This window comes from Methanoculleus sp. (genome assembly GCF_035363275.1).
Taxonomy (GTDB): Archaea; Halobacteriota; Methanomicrobia; order Methanomicrobiales; family Methanoculleaceae; genus Methanoculleus.
In genome coordinates this window covers 1-18,406 of sequence record NZ_DAOSET010000031.1, presented here as the reverse complement: position 1 = coordinate 18,406, position 18,406 = coordinate 1, and the positions used below count along the sequence as shown (strand labels likewise).

Here is an 18,406-nt window from a genome sequence, read left to right as displayed (position 1 = left end):
CCGGGGCCGGTTGCCATATCGTCCGTGTATGTACGAACAATACAGAGTATATGGGATGATACTATTTATACATTCTGTTTTTGCCCGCAGGGGTCCGGCAGTGCGGCCCCCGACCGCACGGGATGAAGCGGCTGCTCCGCACCCGGGCCAGAGAAGCCCGGTGAACCGCCAGGGCATCAAGGGTCGTCTTAGCCGGTGCGCCTCTTTTCGGCATCCGGGCGCTCCTCCGGCTCCCCGATATCCCGCGGGTGAAGCGTCAGGACGGGGTCAGATTTTTGCTCTTTCCGGTCCAACGGTAGAGACTTGATGAGGAACGCATCTCCGTGCAGGAGGACCGGATAGTGCGAGGTGCGGCTGCCCCCCGGCGGGTCGTCGAAATCGTCCGGGACCGGCACGGGAACCCTATCGAGATCTTCGACCCCCCGTTCTACCGGGAGGAGTTTGAAGACGCCTACCGGTTCATCATCGACGAGTACGTGGTTGCGCCAAAGGAGATCGGCCTCTTCCTCCCCTGCTCCGTCCGGAAACCCTACAGCCAGAGCCCGAGCCATAAACTCTTCCGGCGGCTCATCGACGGCGTCCTCGCCCCGGAGGAGTACCACATCGTCATCTTCGGCACCTGCGGGACGGTCCCCGCGGAGCTCGAGTTGATGTACCCCTACAAGAACTACCATTACATGCTCGGCAAGACCATGGACGAGCGGATCCGGCGGGATTTCCACCGGATCGAGGTCTACCGCCTGAAGGGGTACCTCAAGAAGACCCGGGAGACCTACCGGCACCGGCTCGCCTACTGCATCGGGCCGTTCCGCAAGGCGATGGCGGAGGCCTCGGAAGAGACGGGGATCGCCGTCGACCTGCTCCCCTCCGACCCGATGATCGAGCGGCTCTACGATATCGACTGCCCGTTCCCCGAAGGCAGCCTCTCGATGCAGGGCTACATCGACGAGTTCCGGGAAGGGCTCGTGAGACTCGCAGAGTCGATACGAAAAGAGTGATTATTTGGGCTTATAGTAGCCCCACTTCTCAAGCGCACCCCTGAGTGCCGGGGCCTTCTTCGCCTTCTCGTCGAGAGTTTCCCCGTCCTTCCAGGCCTCGATCGCCTGCATCGTGGCCTCTGCGCCCGCCCGCGTCCCCTTCGGGTGGCCGTGGATGCCGCCGCTGACCAGGAGGACGAGTTCCGTGCCGTAGATATCGAGGATGTCCGGCACGAGGCCGGGGTGGAGCCCGCCCGACGAGACCGGGAACGCGCTCTTGATGCTGCCCCAGTCCTGGTCGAGGGCCATGTGGTCAACGGCGAACGTGCGCTGCTCCCGGAGCATATCCGCAAGCAGGGTGGCCTCCGCCCGCGTGCCGACCAATTTCCCGACCGCTGTCCCGGTGTGGATCTGCGCAACACCGACAAGGCGCATCATCTTCGCCAGGAACTGCATCGTGATCCCGTGTTTCTCGTCCCGGTCGAATGCCGCGTGCATCGCCCGGTGGGCGTGGATGGCGAGCCCGAGGTCGGAGCAGTAGTCCCGGAGGGTCGCGACGGCGGCGGTCCCGGCAACCACGACGTCGATCATCGCGTAGTTCCAGCCGGAGTCCGCGAGCATCTTCGCCCGCTTCTCCATCGTCCCGGTATCGGCCGTGATGTTGATGAACGCGGACTTCACGTCGCCGGTCTCCTGCTCGGCCTTATCCCGCATCTTCGTCATCGCCCGGACACGGTCCTCGAACCGGTTGAACGAGTGGGAGGTCAAATTCTCGTCGTCTTTGACAAAGTCGAACCCGCCCATCCAGGTCTCGTAGCCGACCGCGGCGTGTTCCTCGGCCGTGAACCCCACCTTCGGCTTCGGCACCGCACCCGTGAGCGGCCTGCCGCGGACCTTCATCATCTCCCGGACCCCCTCGATGCCGAAGTGCGGCCCCTTGAAGTGCCGGAGGTAGTCGGCCGGGAGCGAGGCATCGATCAGCCGGAGATTGTTGAGCGCCTTCATGCCGAAGATGTTCCCGGCGATGCCGCTCAAGAGCTGGGCAGCGTTCCCCTCCTCCCAGAGGGCAAGGGGATAGGCGATCTTCACATAATTTCCCTCGATCTCGAACGCCTTCGCCTGGAGGTCGCGCATCCGGGGCGGCATGGTAAAGAGCGTGGTCCAGGTCCCGGTCGAACTCTCGGACGCGATCCTCCCCACCGCCTCCTCCCTGCTGATCCCCTCCGCCGGCTCGAAGTAGTAGAGGGCTACCAGCTCGTCCGGGCCGGGGGTATGGGTTACGTCAACAAACTCTTCATACCAATCAATCGCCATAGAATCACCTCTTGAAGGAAGGGGTGCCAGGGTAGAAAAACCTTCCATTCGGAGCAGGGCAGAGAGGCCTGTAGCCGCTTGCTCCCTGCGGGCGCCGAATTTATCAGCCGGCGGGTCCAAAAGGTGCATCATGGGAAGACCCGTTGAGAACGCCCGCTCGCTCTTCGACTACGACGCAGGGGAACCGCCCGGCGCCAGGGCGACCGGCATCGATGTGACGATCCGCGACCTGACGTATCAGGCCGCTCCGGACCGCTGGGTCCGGGCCTATCTGGTGGCCCCGACCCCCGATCAGTCGCACCACGCCGGCATCCTCTTCCTCCACCCGGGGCCCGGGAGCCGGGCCACGTTCCTCGCCGAGGCCGTGACTCTTGCCGGGATGGGTGCGGTCTCCCTCCTGGTCGATGCCCCCTGGGCCGATGACGGGGTAGCGGCCTGGGGCCGGGCGGTTACGGACCCCGGGGAAGCGGTGCGCGAGCATATCCGGACGGTGATTGACCTTCGCCGGGGAGTCGACCTCCTTCTTGCGCGGCCGGACGTCGAGCCGCTCCGGATCGGGTTCGTCGGCCACAGTTTCGGGGCGCTCGTCGGAGGGGTGCTCGCCGGCGTTGATCGACGGCTCTCGGCCGCGGTCCTGATGGCGGGCACCGGGAGGTTTGCCGACGTCGCCGCCGTGAACCTGCCCGACCTGCAGGGCGAGCGGCTCGACGACTACCGCCGGACGCTCGCGGAGGTCGACCCGGCGGTATGGGTCGGCCGGGCCGCCCCCGCCGCGCTCCTCTTCCAGTCCGCTCTTCGCGACGAGGTCTTCACGGAGGAGCAGTCCCGGGAGTTCTTCGAGCGGGCGAGCGATCCGAAGTCGATCGCGTGGTACGACGCGGGGCACTACCTGGATGAAGAGGCACGTCGCGACCGTATCGCATGGCTGGCAGAACGGCTCTCGCTCAAGCGGCGGGAGGCGGGCGGTTTCCGGTAGCGACCTTCGGTACCGGGAAGTTGCTACAAAACACATTTTTTGTTATAAAAGATAAACATTATTATGTAAGGAATTCTTACTACTATGTGGCCAGGCATTCTGCGCGATGGAACCCTGCCTGCGCCTCGTCTGTCATGCCCTTAGACGCGCCGCTGCACGTCCTTCATACACCCACCAATCATTTTTTAGGGCACACGGCGACCTCACTCAGAGATCCCGTCAAGGACCTTCTCGATCCTGTCCACCTTCGCCTCGATCCGTTCCACTGACTGCCGCAGCATCTGGAGTTCCCCGCCGGCCGCACCGCTCTTCTGTCCCGCCGCACTTGCTATCTGGTCTTCGATCCACTCCTTGAGCCTTACGACGATGATGAGGAGCAGCGTCAGAATACCAAGATTAATGATGACGTAGGCGGATCCGGCAAGCACGGCATTCAAGGAGTTCGAACCGCCAAGCAAGCCGGCGACAAGGCTGCTGATCACGAGCAGCACGATGACGGCGCCCCAGAGCGCCTTCAGATAGAGTTTCCACCTATCCTGTTTCATCTTTTGACCTCTCTAATGACATAATCACGTCCAGGTTCAGCACCACCTCAAACGGCACCGCACGGTAGTACCTCCGGAGGTAGGGTGGTTCGTCCGATGTCCGGCTGACCCCCTCCGCGAGACCGAATTTCTCCAGCTGCCGCAGGTAGATGGCAGCCAGCGGGCGCGATATTTCGAGTTCTTCGGCAATCTCGCGGGCATACTTCTCTTCGGCCGCGATCGCCCCGAGTACGGCGAGCCGCTGCTCGTTCCCGAGCAGGGAGAGCAGCCGCGCCAGTTCGGGGAGGGCGCTGAAAGATAATGTCAACATATGTAAATAATTTTTTACACATATATGTGTTCCCGTGTGAAGTCCCGCATGCTCTCCCCTGCCCGGTGCTGCCGGCCATCCCGGTCAGAGGATCACGCAGGGCCGCCGAGCCGTAACATTCTTCCCCATCGGGTGTGTTCACGCGCTGCAGGTGATCGGGTATGACAGCCGACAGGGTGCGGAAGAACACGCCGCCCGGGATCAACGCCCGGATCGATCGCGAGATCGCCGGGAGTATCAGGCAGTTTGCCGGAGAGGACAACTTCGCGATAACCAGACGAATCCGTGAACTGGACCGCGAATGGGACGTCGAGCGGGCGCTGGAGGCGAACGCGGCATTCTTCGGGATGACGGGGCTTGCGCTTGGGGTCTTCCGTGACCGGCGGTGGCTGATCCTGCCGGGTCTTGTCCTGCCGTTCCTTCTGCAGCACGCCGTGCAGGGATGGTGTCCGCCGCTCGAGGTCCTCCGGCGGCTGGGGTTCCGCACGAGAAAGGAGATCGACCGGGAGAAGTACGCCCTGAAAGTGCTGCGCGGCGACTTCGCGGACCTCCCCGCTCTCGCCGGGGGCTCAACGACGGGACGCGCAACGGCAGCCCTTCAGGCAGCGGATGCGTGGCATGGATGACGGCCGGGGAGACCTCCCGGGGTTGTGCCGCCCCGGGAGATATCGTTCTGGTCAGGATAGGTGTGTACGAGGTACGCTCTTCTCCCCGCCGGCATCGCGGGTCCCGTTCCGGGGTGCATCCGGTCGCGGGCCCGGTTTCTGACGTTCGCGTGGGTATCGCCGTTACCCGGGCGATCTTCAGGGCACTTGCTCCTTTGAGCACATCTGTGTGGTCCGGCCGGCACTCCCGGGTGCGACGGCGGGAGGTGGGTCACCCCGGTCGTCGCGCTGCCCCTTTTGCGCCGGGAGTGAACCCGTGCCGGTATACAGAACTCGGTCCGGCCGGCGATATATTCCTACGATGACCCGGGTGAGACCATTGAACCGGGCGGTTCAACGCCTCCGGCGAGATCCCTGATGTATTCGAGCGCAAGCAGCGCGTCCTCGCGCTTCCTGTCGACGGCATGCTCCCCGGCAAACGCCAGAAATCGGGCGAGGTCCTCCGGGTCGGCCTTTCCTTCCGCCGCCTCGACGACCATATCGTAGGTCCGGTCCGGGAAGTAGAGGCCCCGGGCGGCGTCGAGGAGCGTCCGGGCGGTATCGGCCCCGATCACCCCGGACGCGAGCGCCTCCTGCAGGGTCGCCCGGATGTTCACGAGCGGTTCGGAGAGCGGCACATACGTCTCGGGATCGAAGAGGAGCGCCACCTCGTCGTCGGCGACGAGCCTCCCCTCCCGGTAGGCCCGGTAGATCTCCCCGACGCCCTCCATCCCGAGGCTGTCGAGTTCCGCGGCACGGAGCGCTCCCATGCTGGAGGCCCCGACGACCCGCACCCCGGCACGGAGCGCGGCGAGAACCTCCCGGTGGGCGACGGCGCAGTCCTGGAAGAAGACCCCGTCGATGAGCCCGATGATCCGGGCCCCGTCTTCGACGGCCCGGGTTATGTCGCCCCGTTTCGCCGGAGGGCGGTACTCGGCGTCGAGAACCGCCCGGGCGGTCGCGTGGTCACAACTGGGACCGAGGAAGACGACGACTCCGCGCGTCACGGCACCTCCCCCCCATCCGGTCCTGGTCCATCGCATACATCTCGAGCCCCGGCACGATCACCCGGACGACCGGGATGCCGATCTCCGGCCGGGTGAGGTCGACCACAACCACCCGGGAGAGCCCGGCCGCCGCGAGCCGGCCGGTAACGTGGCGGATGTCGGTCAGGAAGTCGTCGCTGTCAAACGACGGCATCTCCGCAAACTCGACCGCGTCGCTCTCCGCAAACCAGTGCCGGTTCAGCCGTTTCGTCCGGTCGTAGCCGATCCGCTTCCTGACGTCCGCAGTATCGGTATCCTCTCTCGCGCCGTGGATCTGGGTCAGCCTGCTCTGCGCGACCTCCGTCAACGCCCGGAGGACCGCGATCCGGGCGCTCGTGTGGGATCCCATCCCGATCGTCAGCAGCGCCGGGTCCCGGAGCACCACGTCGTCGGCGACCGCGGCCACCGTGGGGATACCGATATCGCTCGTGATATCCTTCAGCGTGACCTCGACGCCGGCGGCCGCGAACTTTGCGAGCAGGTCGGCGGCAAGACCGTCGTCGACCCCCTCGATCCGGGGGCCGGTGTTTCTGGTCACCTCGACAAGCGACCAGGCGTCGCGCTCGACCACCTCCATCAGGGCATGGAAGGTCGCTTCTTCGAGGGTGTTGCCGGAAGCAAGCCCGTTGGTGTTGGTCCGGAAGAGGCGGCCGCAGGTCAGCGGGAGGGGGTGGAAGACCGCGTGGGCCGGGACGAGGACCTCCTCGTCCCGCACGATGTCGTAGCCCTCGACCCAGGGGACCACGAGATCGGCCGGGACCCTCTCAGGGAGGATCAGGGCCGCCGGGTCGAGCGCCGTCCTTTCGGCCGAGACCTCGCTGTACCGTCCGATGACGGTCTCCCTGCCGTCCATCTCGCCCGAGTAGCGCTCGATCCCCTCCATCATCGCCGAGACCTCCGCCTCGATGGGGGTGGCGCCTTTCCCGTTGTAGACCGATATCGCTCCCGCCTCGGCAGTCGGCCGGATGCTCGAGAAGACCGGGATGCCGATCCGGTCCAGGTTCGTGATATCGGCGACCCGGGTGATCCCCGCCGCGGGAAGTCTCGCCTTCGCCCGCTCGAGCGTCACTTCGGGCGGGATACACCGCTGGGTCTCCTTCGCGTAGGCCTTCCGGCACGATTGCAGCCGGATCATGCGTCGCCCCCGGACGACTCGCCCGGCACCCAGCGCTCGCCGTCTTTCCCGATCTCCTTCTTCCAGATCGGCACGCTCTGCTTGATCCGGTCGATGATGTACTCACAGGCGCTAAAAGCCTCTTTCCGGTGTCCGGCGCCGACGACGATGAGGAGGATCTTCTCCCCGACACGGAGCCGTCCTACCCGGTGAATGATCTCGACGGCCTCGATCGGGTATTGCTCAAACGCTTCGTCCCGGATCGTCTCCATCTCCTTCACCGCGACCTCCTCGTAGGCCTCAAGCTCCATCACGTCGATCCCGTCGTCCCGGACGACACCGAGGAAGGTGACCAGGGCGCCCATACCGGGCCGTCTCACCCGGTCGATCACGGCGTTCACGTCAAAATCGTCTCTGGTTACGCTGATCATTCCGGTCTCCTCCGTCACCCGCCCGCCACCGGCGGGAAGAGCGCGACCTCGTCGCCGTCGGCGAGGGGAAGCGTCCCGGTCTCCGCACGCCGAAGGCGCCTGCCGTTGTGCATCAGTATCACGTATCCACGAAGCTCTCCGTTCTCCTCAAAGAGCGTCTCCCCTGCCTCTTTTGAGGTCTCACCGACCGCCGCAAGCAGCCGGCTCATCGTCGCCCCCTCGGGGACCTCCAGCGTGAGGTCTCCCCCGATCGTCTCTCGCAACCGGGCAAACGCCCTGACCCGAACCTGCATTCCTCTTCTCATCTCCTCTAGGACCGGCCGCACGCTCCAGGCAGCCGGCGTCGCCCATCCCGATCCGTGGAGAGACCGCAAGCAGGTCTTCTCGGGCAAGGCCCGGGCAGTCCAGCGTCCACGGATGAATACGCAAGTTATGTGGTGTCCCGGGCGATTTGAAGATTGTCATTCCCCCGGAGCCGCCCCTTCCCGGGAAAGGATACCCGGTACCGGGGAGCGACCGTCCTCCCCGAAGGAAACGTATATATTCGAGGTCACGAATACTTCGGCAGAATCAGCAGAGAGATAGAAGCGGGGGGGAAAGCGGTGACAACGCGGCTTATTGATGATGGAGACGTCTGGGATACGTTTGTAGACGAGAGCGCCTCGGGCCGCCTCTTCCACAAGTGGAACTTCATGAAGATTACAGAGGAGCATACCGGCTTCACCTTCCTCCCTTACGGGGTCTTCAAGGGCAACGAGTTGATCTGCATCTTCCCGCTCTTCCGAAAGCAGATGCACGGGGTCACCGTCCTCCTCTCGCCGCCCCCCCTCCAGTCGGTGATACCGTATCTGGGGTTTGTTATGGGCCGCCGCTACGATACGGCCAAACAGAGCAAGAAGGAGTCGATGCTCAAGGCGGTTGCGGACGAGATCGAGGCCGAACTCGCGGTCCTGGCCCCGAACTACCTCGCGATAACCCAGGTCCCGGGGTTCATCGACGTCCGGCAGTTTCTCCAGGAGGGCTACGATGCCCGGATCCACTTCTCGTACGTCATCGACCTTTCGCCGCCGCTCGCGGCGATCTGGGACGGGTTCTCCTCGAACCTCCGGACCAAACTCCGGAAAGTGGAGAAGAGCGGCTACCGCTTCGAGAAGAGCACCGACCTCTCGATCTTTTACTCGACGGTTGCGGAACGGTTCAGCGAGCCGGAGATGAATATCCCGATGATCAGCCGACGTTACTTCGAGGACCTCTACCGGGCGTATCCCGACGAACTCGGGCTCTACTACCTCTACGACGCCGATGGCGCCGTGATGGGCGTGCAGGCCACCCAGGAATACAAGGCCTTCACCCTCTGGATGGGAGCCCCGAAGATGACGACCCTGCCGGGCAACGAGTTTCTCCAGTGGCTCCTCCTCGGCCAGGCAAAGGAGGGAGGATACCGGCAGATGGAGAACGTCGGGGCGAACAACGAGAACTTAAACCTCTTCAAGTCCAAGTTCAACCCCTCCCTCACCCTCTTCCTGGAGGTGAGCCGGCAGGACCTCTTCGGCAGGGTTGCACGGTGGGCCTACAGCACCATCGCGAGCAAAGGGGCAGTGAAGCGCAAGGTCCTCTCGTATATCGAGTGACGGCCCGGCGCTCCTCATGCCCCGCCTTCGAACCCGGCCAGTGCCGGCGACGGCGGCCTTCCGGCGAGTACCGGGGGGCCGGATATGCGCGGATCTGCCGGAAAGATGACGATATCATTCTATTTTCAGAATAAATCCCGGATCACAATGCTTATGCTTCTTATCGTTAATGTCTCCGTTAGCAGGAAGTGTGATGTTCCGCATTCTCGCGGTCGACGATGAGCCGGCCCTTCTCGAACTCACCCGGCTCTTCCTCGAACGAGCCGGAGATATGCACGTGGAGACGACGGCATCGCCGGTGAAGGGATTGGATATGCTTTTGCAAACCCAATACGACGCCGTCGTCGTCGATTACGAGATGCCGGAGATGAACGGCATCGAGTTCTTAAAAGCAGTCCGCAAGCGCGGTATGGGGACACCGTTCATCATCTTCTCCGGGCGCGGCCGCGAAGAGGTCGTCATCGAGGCGATCAACAGCGGTGCGGACTTCTATCTCCAGAAAGGCGGCAACCCCTCCGCCCAGTTTGCGGAACTCCGGAGCATGATCCTCCAGGGGGTCCGGCGGGGACAGGCCGAGACGGAGGTGCAGTGGTCCCGGGACCTCTACCAGAGCATCTTCGAGCATACCGGCTCCGCAACCATCATTATCGAGGGGGACATGATGATCTCCCTTGCAAACAGCGAGTTTGCGTCTCTCACCGGCTATTCCCGGGAAGAAGTGGAAGGGAAACTGCCCTGGACGGCCATCGTCGCCGGAGAGGACCTGGAACGGCTCAAGAGGTACCACCGGCAACGGCGGGTGGACCCCGCTTCGGCGCCGCGGACCTACGAGTTCCGCATGGTCGACCGGGCAGGAAGAGAGCGGGATATGCACATGACGGTCGGGAAGATCCCCGGAACGGATCGCTCCGTCGCGTCGATGATCGACATATCCGACCGGAAACGATACGAGGAGGAGCTCAGCGCGGCGAACGAACAGATGGCCGCAGCGTTCGAGGAGGCGCTGGCGAGCCAGGGGTCGCTCGCGGCGCAGTGCCGCGAGATGGAGGATTACCAGGCAACTCTCCGGGGCATCATCGATTTTCTTCCCGACCCGACGTTCGTGCTTGACCGCGACGGGAAGGTGATCATCTGGAACCGGGCGATCGAGTCGGTGACCGGGGTCCTGAAGAACCGGATCATCGGTTCAGAGGCAAGGACGATCTCCGCATTGACATCCGGGTTGCTTTACCCACTGTTCGCAGAGACCCCCCTCTATGACAGGCAGCAGGACGGTATCTTCCGGGAGATCCACATCCCGTCACCCGGCGGCGGAGAGGGGACCTACCACTGGGGAAAGGCGGCGGCGCTCTACGACGCACAGGGGAAGGTTTCAGGCGCGATCAAGTCTTTCCGGGATATCACCGAGTCGAAACGGATGGAAGCACGGATCCGGCGCCGGATAGAACTCGAACGGATGGTAAGTTCGATCTCCGCGCGGTTCATCGCCCTGGACCCGGCGGACCTGAACGACGCCCTGAACGAGACGCTCCGGGTGCTCGGTTCGCTCTTCGATCTCGACCGGAGTTACATCTTCTGCTTCGATGGCGACCTCGCCCGCGTGAAAGAGATCCATGAGTGGTGTGCGGAAGGGATTGAACCGCAGATCGACGTATTGCAGGACCTGCCGGCCGACGTCATCGCCTGGGCGATGAAGCAGATCGAGGCCAGGAAACCGATCTGCATCCCCGACGTGGCCGCTCTCCCGGCAGAATCAGCGGAACGCGCGTTCTTCCAGGAGTTCGGGGTCCGGTCAATCACCCTGGTCCCGGTCGCGACCGCTGATGAGGTCATGGGGGCCATCGGGTTTGAGACCGCCCGGAAGACCCGGACCTGGTCGGACGAGGACGTCACGCTGCTCGAGGTCGTCGGCAACCTCGTCGCCGACCTCTTCTCCCGGATCCGTGCGCACGAACGCCTCCAGAAGAACGAGGAGAGGTTCAGGACTCTCGTGGAGCGGTCGCACGACTGCTACATCCGTGCAACGACGACACCGCCGGCGATCGAGTACATCAGCCCCTCCTGGGAGCGCCTGACCGGCTACCCGCCCGGAAAGCACCTGGGCGACCCGGAGTTCATCGAGGGGCTTCTCCACCCCGACGACCGGGAGGCGACTCTGGCCCATCTTCTGGAGCCGGATGCCGCCCGGCTGTACACCGTCAGGGTGCTCCGGAGAGACGGTGGCTACACCTGGGTTGAGGTCTGCCCGATCCCGGTCTACGCCGACGACGGGCGTCTGGCCGCGATCGAGTACGCGGTCCACGACATCGACGCCTGGAAGCGAACCGAGGCGGCGCTCATCGAGGCCAACAAGAAGCTCACGCTGATGAACAGCATCATACGGCACGATATCTTAAACCAGGTCACGGTGATTCTCGGGCATATCGCCCTCCTCCAGGAACAGCCGCTCGACCCGGTCGTCGCCGCAGCCCTTGAGAAGCAGCAGACCGCCGTCGATATCATCCAGTCGCAGATAGAGTTCACGCGGGATTACCAGGACCTCGGCGCCCACTCCCCCCGGTGGTCCAGCATCGACCCCCTGGTATCGATGGCGGTGAAGATCCTCCAGCCGCTAGGGATCAGGATCAAGAGAGATCTTGCCGGCGTCTCCGTCTACGCGGACCCGCTTCTCTCGACGGTCTTTACCAACCTCCTCGACAACACGCTGCGGCACGGCGGGGGCGTGACGGAGATCCGGGTCACGGCCGTGCCGGAGAGCGGCGGGGGGGCGCGGATAATCTGGGAGGACAACGGCGTGGGGATTTCCTACGCCGATAAGCAGCGGATATTCGAGCGGGGGTTCGGCCAGCATACGGGGCTCGGGCTCTTTCTTGTACGCGAGGTCCTCTCGATCACCGCCATCGCCATCCGGGAGACCGGCGAACCGGGGCGCGGCGCCCGGTTCGAACTTACGGTGCCGGAAGGCGGCGCCCGGTTCGAGTGAACGGAGCCGGGCAAAAAGAGAGGGGGCCTACCGCCGCCCATACTTCTTAAACATGTACCAGAGCCCTGCGACGACCCCGGCCATCACCAGGAGGCCGAGGATCGCGACGTAGGACTGCTCCTCCACGACGATCCGGAACTCGTCCTCTCCTTCGGCCTGATCGCTCTTCACCTGGGCGATGACCTTGTACTCGCCGGCGACGATATCGGCCGGCGGGACCACCGTCACCTGCACCGTCGCCCGCTCGCCGGGCTCGAGGCTCGCGATCGAGGCCGGGTCGACGGTCGCCCGCCACCCTTGCGGCGCGCTCATGTTGATCCCGATCTTCGTCAGCGCTCCCCCGACGCCGGCGTTGGAGACGGTCATATCGAACGTGAGGGTCTCGCCGCGGTTGATATCGTGGCGGTAACTCTTTACATAGGTCCGCATGTTGTACGACCCCCGGAGCCGGAGCGTCAGGTTCTCCTCGTACTCCCGGGCGGCCGAACCGATGACCGCCGTGAAGTTGTACTCGCCGATATCGACCGAGTAGGGCGGGATGAAATCGAGGAACAGGGCCTTTTCTTCACCGGCCGGAACGTAGATCTCCGAGACTTCCTCGGTGGCGTCGCGGGTCTCCTTGAACCGGGCATACCACTGCTCGGGGAGCCCTTCGACGGCGAGGGTGTAGGTATCGTCGTTTCTGCCGGCGTTCTTTAAGATCATCTCGTACTGCGGGTTCGAGCCGATCGCCGCCATCCGCGACGGGGATTTTACGCGGATCTCGGCAAAGAAGTTCTCCTTGTCGAGCGGCACGATGCCGAGGTCGGCCGTCTTACCGATCCGGATCTCGACGTCTTCCTCGTCCCACGACCGGTAGCCGGGCTTGGCGACCCTGACCGTGTAGATGCCCATCGGGGCGCCGATGGAGACCTTCCCCTCGGCGGTCGTGAGCATCCCCTCGACCCGGTTATCGCCGTCGTAGACGGCGACATCTGCGCCTTTCACGACGTTTCCTTCTTTATCGACCACCGTGAGTTCGAGGGTTCCGGTCTCGCCGCTGTGGGTCTCCGTGACCCTGACGTAGACCCAGACCGTCCCTGCGCCGATACCGACCCGGATGGGGTACTCTCCCACCGCAGCATGGCCCGAGGTCTCCACCACCAGGCGGACGGGCTTTGTCTCGCCGGCCGGGATCAGCATCCGGTAGACCTCGCGATCCCCGTCCTCGAACCGGATCTTCCACCCATCGGTCCCGCGGAACGTCCAGTAGTTGAGGAGGAACGTGCCGGTATCCCCCCGGTTCGTGACCGCAAGATCGAAGACGGCGGCATCGCCCGCCTCGATCAGCTCGCCCGGGAAGTCGCACCGGATCTCCGTGGACATCGCTCCCTCCGATGCGGCCGACGCCCCTGTGACGAACGATGTCGCGACGAGAAGGGCAAAGAGGATGAATATTCTTCTCCCGGTCATCATCTCACCTGATATCCATCCGCATGAACTTTACGTAGGTCGCGGCGAAGAAGACCGACGGGAAGACGATCAGCGCGGCGATGTTCATCCAGACCCGGCCGAGGGCTTCGGCAAGGCTGCCGGGCTCCTCTTGCACGCCAGCATCGGTATAGGAGGAGATCATCAGGGCGATCCGGGGGTTCGTGACCGCCATCGCGACGGTGTAGTAGTTCATCTGCGGCGAGAGGAGGTTTGAAATGTCGTTGATGAATCTCCGTTTCTCGATATACGTCTTCATCTCCTCTTCATACTCCCTCCACGCCGGATCTTCGGTTCCGCCGTATACCACGCTCTGCGAGGCGGTGCTGACGAAATACCCCCCGCTGCTCGCAGTCCCCACGACCTGTTTTCCCATGGGGCCCATCTCGGGCGCCTCCGGCGGGTCGCCCGCGAGGGCGTCTGCGGCCATCATCCCGAGCATGGGAAGGAGCGATGAGACGATGGCGAAGATCACCAGGGTGTAGATCAGCGCGTTCCCGCTCTCTTTTGCGACCGTCGACATCGTGAGGGCGATGGCGAAGTAGGCGAGCAGAAGCCCGAGCGAGGCCGCCCCGAAGACCAGAATGGCGGCGAACTCGTCCACCGTCGGGACGACCGAGAAGATGAGGAGCATGGCGATGGCGATGGCAAGCGAGAGCGCCATGGCGAACCCCAGGGCGCCGACGCCCCCGAGCACCTTGCCGTTGATGATCTCGTCCCGGTAGATCGGGTGGGAGAGGAGGGTCTTTAACGACCGGGACTCCTTCTCCTTTGAGACCAGGTCAAACCCGATGGCGAGAGCAAGGATGCCGCCGAGGGCCGTCATGTAACTCATCATGGAGATGAAGACGTACATGATCGAGGGTTTCTCGGGCATCCAGCTCGAGTACGGGTCTTCGAACTCTTCCATGCGCTGGAGCTGCTCGTTATATGATTCCAGGCTGTTGTTGTAGTTCTCGATGCCGTCGTGAATGCTGACCGCGGATATCACCAGGAACAGGGCCAGGATGATAACAAAGCGCCTGCTGGTGATGTGGTCGGAGAACTCTTTCCGTGCTACGTTGAGCAATCGATCGAGCGCCATACGTCACCTCCGGTAGACCGCCATGAAGACGTCCTCGATATCCGGCTCTTCGATCCGCATCTCCCGCACGTGAAGCCCCTCTGAAAAGAGGGTCTCCGTGAGCCGGTCCCGGATGTCGGTCTTCGCCCGGACGACCGCCCGGTTCCCGTTCCTTTCGACGGCGAGGATCTCGGGATCTTCGATATCCGGCAGGTGCTCCCGGGTCTCGACGACGATCCGGACGACGTCGCCGTCTGAGGGGGCGAGCGTCCGGGCGACCTCGTCAAGCGTCCCCTGCGCGACGAGTTTCCCGTTTGCAAGCAGCCCGACGGTCCGGCAGACCGCCCTGACCTCGGAGAGGATGTGCGAGGAGACGAAGACGGTCTTTCCTTCACCGGCGAGGCGTTCGACGAGGTCCCGGTACTCCCGGACGCCTTCGGGGTCGAGGTTCGCCGTCGGTTCGTCGAGGAAGAGCACAATAGGATCGTTGATCAGCGCCTGGGCGAGCCCGAGCCGCTGCTTCATCCCGCGGGAGTACTCCCCGGCCTTCTGGGTGACCCCGTCGAGGTGGACGAGTTCGAGCAGTTCGGCGATCCGCGCTTTTCGCTTTTTCGCGTCCATCCCGTAGAACCGGGCGAAGTAATCCAGGTTCTGCTCGCCGGTCATGTTCCCGTAGAACCCGACGTCCTCGGGGAGGTAGCCGATGATCTTCTTCACCGCGAGCGGATCCTTTGCGACCTCGATCCCGTCGACCAGGCACCGGCCGCCGGTGGGCTCGATCATGCCGGTGAGCATCAGGATCGTCGTGCTCTTCCCCGCTCCGTTCGGGCCGAGGAAGCCGAAGATCTCGCCTTCCCCGACCTCGAGGTCCAGGCCGTCGACGGCCTTCTTTCCGTTGTATACCTTCGTGAGGTTCTCTGTCCGTATCATCTCATCACGTCCCGCCGGAGCCGGGCCGGCGGCGCCTACTGCAAACTTTGGTATCTTCTTATTAACGTTTTCTGTGACAAACGTCTACACGTCGGGGAGGAGGCACGATTTCAACCGTTGTGAGACCGCGATCCTCCTCAAAGAGCCCGGAGACCAGCCGTGGATCCGGCGATCGCCGGCATGCCGGCCTCCGCGCGGCACGAGCTGCCGGACCCCTGTTCGGCGCTCTACGCCGGAATATGGGCGGGGACCGGAGATAAAACGATGGTTGACTACGAAAAAATTCGGACCTATGCGCCCCGGGTTCCGGGTGACGACGTCTCTCCAGCCCCCTGGTGCCTGTCGGGCCACGATCCGAAAGCCTTTTCTGTGGGGGGGTCCGAAGTGCTCCTGATACAGTATGAAACGGTTATTCGGCGCGGCAGCGGTCGTCGTGCTCGCAGTCCTGGTGCTCGCAGCCGGGTGCACGTCGCCCCAGCCCCAGACGGGCTACGTGACGGTCAGGAACGTTGACGTCAGCATCCCGGAGGGGCAGCCGCCGTCAAACGTCACTACGGTCGTGGTGGTCCCCTACCTCGACGCGGTCTATGCGGAGGTGGGCGGCGTCGACCTTCAGGTCAGCGTAAAAGAGGCCGGGACGGATGTCGTCGTCACGGAGACGGTTCTTCCCATCGGCAACCTGACGTTGGGGAAGACCGCAAGAGAGGAGATAACGCTCACGCTCGAGAACGGCAGGCGGTACGACATCTGGGTGACGGTCTGGCAGGACGGGCGTATGCGGGAGTCGGGGTCGGTGAACGTCTTCCTCCCGGACAGGACTGTAGTCGCGCAGCGGCTGGCCTACTCGCTCCTCTCGGTCTCCGGGATCGACGTCATGACCCCTGACCTCGACGCCGACCCGATCGCGCTCGACATCATCACTACGATCGCGAACGGCGGCAGTTCCTCCGGGAACCTCGCGATGGAGATCCGGGTCGTCAACCTCCAGACCGGGATCACGGCCGTCCGCGAGTCCCGGCCGCTTGGGACGGTCGGCGCCGGGACGGCCGAGAAGCAGGTGAGCGTCACGGTCCCGAACGGCTACGACTACCAGATCAGCATCAGGCTCGTCGAGGGCGGGGCGGCGTTTGCGACCAGCACCGGCCGGATCACCCTGGCCCCGCCGCCGCAGGTGGTCCTCGCGGACGGCACAGTCCTCGACACGGCGAAGGGCACGTCGCCGGTCGCTCTCCCGGTCCCGACGACGACCCCGGCGCCGCCGTCCTCAGCCGCACAGGTCGGGCAGTTCCGGGTCCAGAGCGGCGGCGCGCCGACGCCGACGCAGTCCCCCGGGTTTGGGGCCGCGCTCGCCGTCGCCGGGCTCCTGGTGCTCGCGAGGCGGAGGAGGTAGGTATCGTGGTCGAGGGCCTCACCGCGTGGAGGGCCTACCTCTACGCGGTCTCGTTTGTCGCGCTCATCGTTGCGATCGCAGGCAGCGTAGGTCTGATCGCCGTCGCAATCGAGGTCTTCATCTACCCACCACCCCAGCCCTACCCGGTGCCGGAGTATTACCCGGGGTTGCCCGGGAGCGTGGCGCAGGTCGCGGTGGGGCTCGTCGTCTGGGCGTATCACTGGCGGCTGCTCTTGAGGGAGCACTGAAAGGCAGTTCACCGCTTCCGGAGCCGTCCGGCGGCAATCAGCAGCCCTGCGATCGCCCCTGCCGTGCCGGGGCCCGGTAACGGGGTGGGTGCCGCCTCTGTGGGGAGAGACGAGGTGCCCGGCGTCACCTGCACGGAGGCGTGGGGTGCCGATTGCACCGACGTGTAGACGTGGACCGTCCCTCCCGGCGGGGGCAGCGGCGGGAGGTGGTGCCGCGACATCGTCCAGCCGTCTTCCCCCCGGCAGACGAACTCTTGTGGGGGCGGGAGCGTGGTGTCCACCGCGACCCGCAGTACGCCGCTCTCGACGACGCCCACGAACGTATCGTCGAAGTAGATCCCTTCGCCGTCATTGCGATAGATCCGGTACCAGCCGGTCTCGTTCACCTCCGCACCCGGGGCGGGCTGCTCGACCTGGTAGCGTTGCGGGAAGAGGTGAACCGTCTCCCCGGCGGCCGGGGTCCTGTCGATGAAGCCGGTATATACCGGGCGATCTCCTTTCCGGACGGTATACTCCCGTGCGGGCGGGTTCGCCGCCACGGCAAGTTCGGTGCCGGCGATCGTCCCCTTATACTCGCCGTCGAAGGAGACCTCGGCACCGTCGCCGTTGAACCAGTGGACGACGTACCGCCCCGGTTCCTCCGCTCCGGCGGCTGCCGCCGGGGAAGTCGCGGCAAGAAGGAGGACGCATGCGAGGCAGGCGAAGGCTTTCATGCCCGTTCCGGTCCCCCCGGCTGAAAGATGCATGAGAGAAGAAGGGGGAGATTACCATATATCGTTTCTGTGCCGACCGCCTGGAGCCCCCCTTCTTTTCGTCGGGAGAGGAATCGGCCCTCCGCCTGCTCCTCTACTCCTCCCGCCACCCCCCGCCCGGCACCCTCACCTCAAACCGCGCCCCCTCGCCGAAGACCCCCGTCTCCCGGATCGTCATCCCCGTGATCCCGAGGATCTCCGAGACCAGGAAGAGCCCGTGGCCGTACCGGCGCTTATACGTCTTCCGGAAGATCGCTTCCTTCTCGCCGTCCGGGATGCCGGTGCCGTCGTCCTCGCAGAAGATCGTCAGGTCCTGCCCGGACTTCGCGCAGGAGAACCGGATCTCCGTCACCTTCCCCCCGTGCCGGACCGCGTTGTCGATGAGGTTGTAAAAGACCTTCTTCACCATCGGGTCAGCGTAGATCTCAAGGTCCCCGAGGTCGACCCGGACGTCCGGCGGGAGGCCGAGTTCCGCGGCACTCTCGCGGATGAGGTCGGCCGGCCGCTGCCAGGCGGGCGCCGCGACGCCCATGTCCTGGTAGTCCCGGCTGAACTCGACCTGCTTCCGGATCTCCTCGACGG

At 64.3% G+C, this 18,406-nt stretch carries 19 protein-coding genes; 7 read left to right on the top strand and 12 right to left on the bottom strand.

Annotated elements, in window-relative coordinates; translation table 11 throughout:
* Positions 1 to 341: 341 nt before the first annotated feature.
* Positions 342 to 998, top strand: coding sequence for a DUF5591 domain-containing protein (locus PLN84_RS08215; RefSeq protein WP_292385614.1), 657 nt, complete (start codon positions 342 to 344; stop codon positions 996 to 998).
* Here the strand turns inward: PLN84_RS08215 and rbcL are convergent, their stop codons facing one another.
* Positions 999 to 2,291, bottom strand: coding sequence for a type III ribulose-bisphosphate carboxylase (rbcL, locus tag PLN84_RS08210; RefSeq protein ID WP_292385613.1), 1,293 nt, complete (start codon positions 2,289 to 2,291; stop codon positions 999 to 1,001). It abuts the gene before it with no gap.
* 130 nt (positions 2,292 to 2,421) lie between these two features.
* Between rbcL and PLN84_RS08205 the strand changes: the two genes are divergently transcribed.
* Complete coding sequence (locus PLN84_RS08205; protein WP_292385610.1) at positions 2,422 to 3,267, top strand: hypothetical protein; 846 nt, start codon at positions 2,422 to 2,424, stop codon at positions 3,265 to 3,267.
* Positions 3,268 to 3,470: 203 nt separating this feature from the next.
* Here the strand turns inward: PLN84_RS08205 and PLN84_RS08200 are convergent, their stop codons facing one another.
* Positions 3,471 to 3,812 (bottom strand): hypothetical protein, encoded by a 342-nt coding sequence (locus PLN84_RS08200; RefSeq protein ID WP_292385608.1) that lies wholly within the window; start codon positions 3,810 to 3,812, stop codon positions 3,471 to 3,473.
* The gene (locus PLN84_RS08195; protein WP_292385606.1) at positions 3,799 to 4,122 is read right to left on the bottom strand and encodes a winged helix-turn-helix domain-containing protein; all 324 of its coding nucleotides are present in this window, start codon (positions 4,120 to 4,122) and stop codon (positions 3,799 to 3,801) included. Before PLN84_RS08195 ends, PLN84_RS08200 begins: the two co-directional genes overlap by 14 nt.
* Before the next feature lie 161 nt (positions 4,123 to 4,283).
* On the opposite strand from PLN84_RS08195, the gene PLN84_RS08190 reads away from it, so the two are divergent.
* Entirely contained in the window at positions 4,284 to 4,748 is a 465-nt protein-coding gene (locus PLN84_RS08190) for a hypothetical protein (RefSeq protein WP_292385604.1), read from the top strand.
* 335 nt (positions 4,749 to 5,083) lie between these two features.
* Here PLN84_RS08190 and PLN84_RS08185 read toward each other — a convergent pair whose 3' ends face one another.
* From PLN84_RS08185 to PLN84_RS08170, 4 genes are read right to left on the bottom strand one after another with little or no spacing between them, the layout of a single operon-like run.
* Entirely contained in the window at positions 5,084 to 5,773 is a 690-nt protein-coding gene (locus PLN84_RS08185) for a TfuA-related McrA-glycine thioamidation protein (protein WP_292385602.1), read from the bottom strand.
* Positions 5,733 to 6,947, bottom strand: coding sequence for a YcaO-related McrA-glycine thioamidation protein (locus PLN84_RS08180; protein WP_292385600.1), 1,215 nt, complete (start codon positions 6,945 to 6,947; stop codon positions 5,733 to 5,735). The genes PLN84_RS08185 and PLN84_RS08180 overlap by 41 nt, the downstream gene beginning before the upstream one ends.
* A complete protein-coding gene (locus PLN84_RS08175) occupies positions 6,944 to 7,357 on the bottom strand; it encodes a molybdenum cofactor biosynthesis protein MoaE (protein ID WP_292385599.1) in 414 nt (137 codons plus the stop codon). Before PLN84_RS08175 ends, PLN84_RS08180 begins: the two co-directional genes overlap by 4 nt.
* Positions 7,358 to 7,371: 14 nt before the next feature.
* Complete coding sequence (locus tag PLN84_RS08170; RefSeq protein ID WP_292558881.1) at positions 7,372 to 7,662, bottom strand: ubiquitin-like small modifier protein 1; 291 nt, start codon at positions 7,660 to 7,662, stop codon at positions 7,372 to 7,374.
* Between the two features lie 297 nt (positions 7,663 to 7,959).
* Between PLN84_RS08170 and PLN84_RS08165 the strand changes: the two genes are divergently transcribed.
* Together PLN84_RS08165 and PLN84_RS08160 are read left to right on the top strand one after the other, a co-directional pair.
* Positions 7,960 to 8,988: a GNAT family N-acetyltransferase gene (locus PLN84_RS08165; protein WP_292385595.1), complete on the top strand. Its 1,029-nt coding sequence runs from the start codon at positions 7,960 to 7,962 to the stop codon at positions 8,986 to 8,988.
* 193 nt (positions 8,989 to 9,181) lie between these two features.
* On the top strand, positions 9,182 to 11,971 hold the full coding sequence (locus PLN84_RS08160; protein WP_292385593.1) for a PAS domain S-box protein: 2,790 nt from the start codon (positions 9,182 to 9,184) through the stop codon (positions 11,969 to 11,971).
* A 27-nt stretch (positions 11,972 to 11,998) separates the two neighbouring features.
* Here PLN84_RS08160 and PLN84_RS08155 read toward each other — a convergent pair whose 3' ends face one another.
* Genes PLN84_RS08155 through PLN84_RS08145 form a run of 3 tightly spaced genes read right to left on the bottom strand, consistent with a single transcriptional unit; the run spans position 11,999 to position 15,434 of the window.
* The gene (locus tag PLN84_RS08155) at positions 11,999 to 13,423 is read right to left on the bottom strand and encodes an NEW3 domain-containing protein (protein ID WP_292385591.1); all 1,425 of its coding nucleotides are present in this window, start codon (positions 13,421 to 13,423) and stop codon (positions 11,999 to 12,001) included.
* 4 nt (positions 13,424 to 13,427) lie between these two features.
* Positions 13,428 to 14,525 carry an ABC transporter permease subunit gene (locus tag PLN84_RS08150; RefSeq protein ID WP_292385589.1) on the bottom strand — a complete coding sequence of 366 codons (1,098 nt, stop codon included), beginning with the start codon at positions 14,523 to 14,525 and terminating at the stop codon, positions 13,428 to 13,430.
* Positions 14,526 to 14,528: 3 nt separating this feature from the next.
* Positions 14,529 to 15,434, bottom strand: coding sequence for an ABC transporter ATP-binding protein (locus tag PLN84_RS08145; RefSeq protein ID WP_348532000.1), 906 nt, complete (start codon positions 15,432 to 15,434; stop codon positions 14,529 to 14,531).
* Positions 15,435 to 15,834: 400 nt separating this feature from the next.
* On the opposite strand from PLN84_RS08145, the gene PLN84_RS08140 reads away from it, so the two are divergent.
* Both PLN84_RS08140 and PLN84_RS08135 read left to right on the top strand, forming a co-directional pair.
* On the top strand, positions 15,835 to 16,824 hold the full coding sequence (locus tag PLN84_RS08140) for a PGF-CTERM sorting domain-containing protein (RefSeq protein ID WP_292385585.1): 990 nt from the start codon (positions 15,835 to 15,837) through the stop codon (positions 16,822 to 16,824).
* A 5-nt stretch (positions 16,825 to 16,829) separates the two neighbouring features.
* A complete protein-coding gene (locus PLN84_RS08135) occupies positions 16,830 to 17,072 on the top strand; it encodes a DUF5671 domain-containing protein (RefSeq protein ID WP_292385583.1) in 243 nt (80 codons plus the stop codon).
* Positions 17,073 to 17,080: 8 nt separating this feature from the next.
* Here the strand turns inward: PLN84_RS08135 and PLN84_RS08130 are convergent, their stop codons facing one another.
* Positions 17,081 to 17,818: a hypothetical protein gene (locus PLN84_RS08130; protein ID WP_292385581.1), complete on the bottom strand. Its 738-nt coding sequence runs from the start codon at positions 17,816 to 17,818 to the stop codon at positions 17,081 to 17,083.
* Positions 17,819 to 17,918: 100 nt separating this feature from the next.
* Positions 17,919 to 18,406: ATP-binding protein (locus PLN84_RS08125; protein WP_348531999.1), on the bottom strand; the 488-nt coding region annotated here is incomplete at its 5' end.

Coding starts and splice junctions, on each gene's coding strand:
- rbcL (WP_292385613.1), bottom strand. CDS start 2,291: ATGGCGATTGATTGGTATGAAGAGTTTGTTGACGTAACCCATACCCCC.
- PLN84_RS08205 (WP_292385610.1), top strand. CDS start 2,422: ATGGGAAGACCCGTTGAGAACGCCCGCTCGCTCTTCGACTACGACGCA.
- PLN84_RS08200 (WP_292385608.1), bottom strand. CDS start 3,812: ATGAAACAGGATAGGTGGAAACTCTATCTGAAGGCGCTCTGGGGCGCC.
- PLN84_RS08195 (WP_292385606.1), bottom strand. CDS start 4,122: ATGTTGACATTATCTTTCAGCGCCCTCCCCGAACTGGCGCGGCTGCTC.
- PLN84_RS08190 (WP_292385604.1), top strand. CDS start 4,284: ATGACAGCCGACAGGGTGCGGAAGAACACGCCGCCCGGGATCAACGCC.
- PLN84_RS08180 (WP_292385600.1), bottom strand. CDS start 6,947: ATGATCCGGCTGCAATCGTGCCGGAAGGCCTACGCGAAGGAGACCCAG.
- PLN84_RS08175 (WP_292385599.1), bottom strand. CDS start 7,357: ATGATCAGCGTAACCAGAGACGATTTTGACGTGAACGCCGTGATCGAC.
- PLN84_RS08170 (WP_292558881.1), bottom strand. CDS start 7,662: ATGAGAAGAGGAATGCAGGTTCGGGTCAGGGCGTTTGCCCGGTTGCGA.
- PLN84_RS08160 (WP_292385593.1), top strand. CDS start 9,182: ATGTTCCGCATTCTCGCGGTCGACGATGAGCCGGCCCTTCTCGAACTC.
- PLN84_RS08155 (WP_292385591.1), bottom strand. CDS start 13,423: ATGACCGGGAGAAGAATATTCATCCTCTTTGCCCTTCTCGTCGCGACA.
- PLN84_RS08150 (WP_292385589.1), bottom strand. CDS start 14,525: ATGGCGCTCGATCGATTGCTCAACGTAGCACGGAAAGAGTTCTCCGAC.
- PLN84_RS08145 (WP_348532000.1), bottom strand. CDS start 15,434: ATGATACGGACAGAGAACCTCACGAAGGTATACAACGGAAAGAAGGCC.
- PLN84_RS08140 (WP_292385585.1), top strand. CDS start 15,835: ATGAAACGGTTATTCGGCGCGGCAGCGGTCGTCGTGCTCGCAGTCCTG.
- PLN84_RS08130 (WP_292385581.1), bottom strand. CDS start 17,818: ATGCATCTTTCAGCCGGGGGGACCGGAACGGGCATGAAAGCCTTCGCC.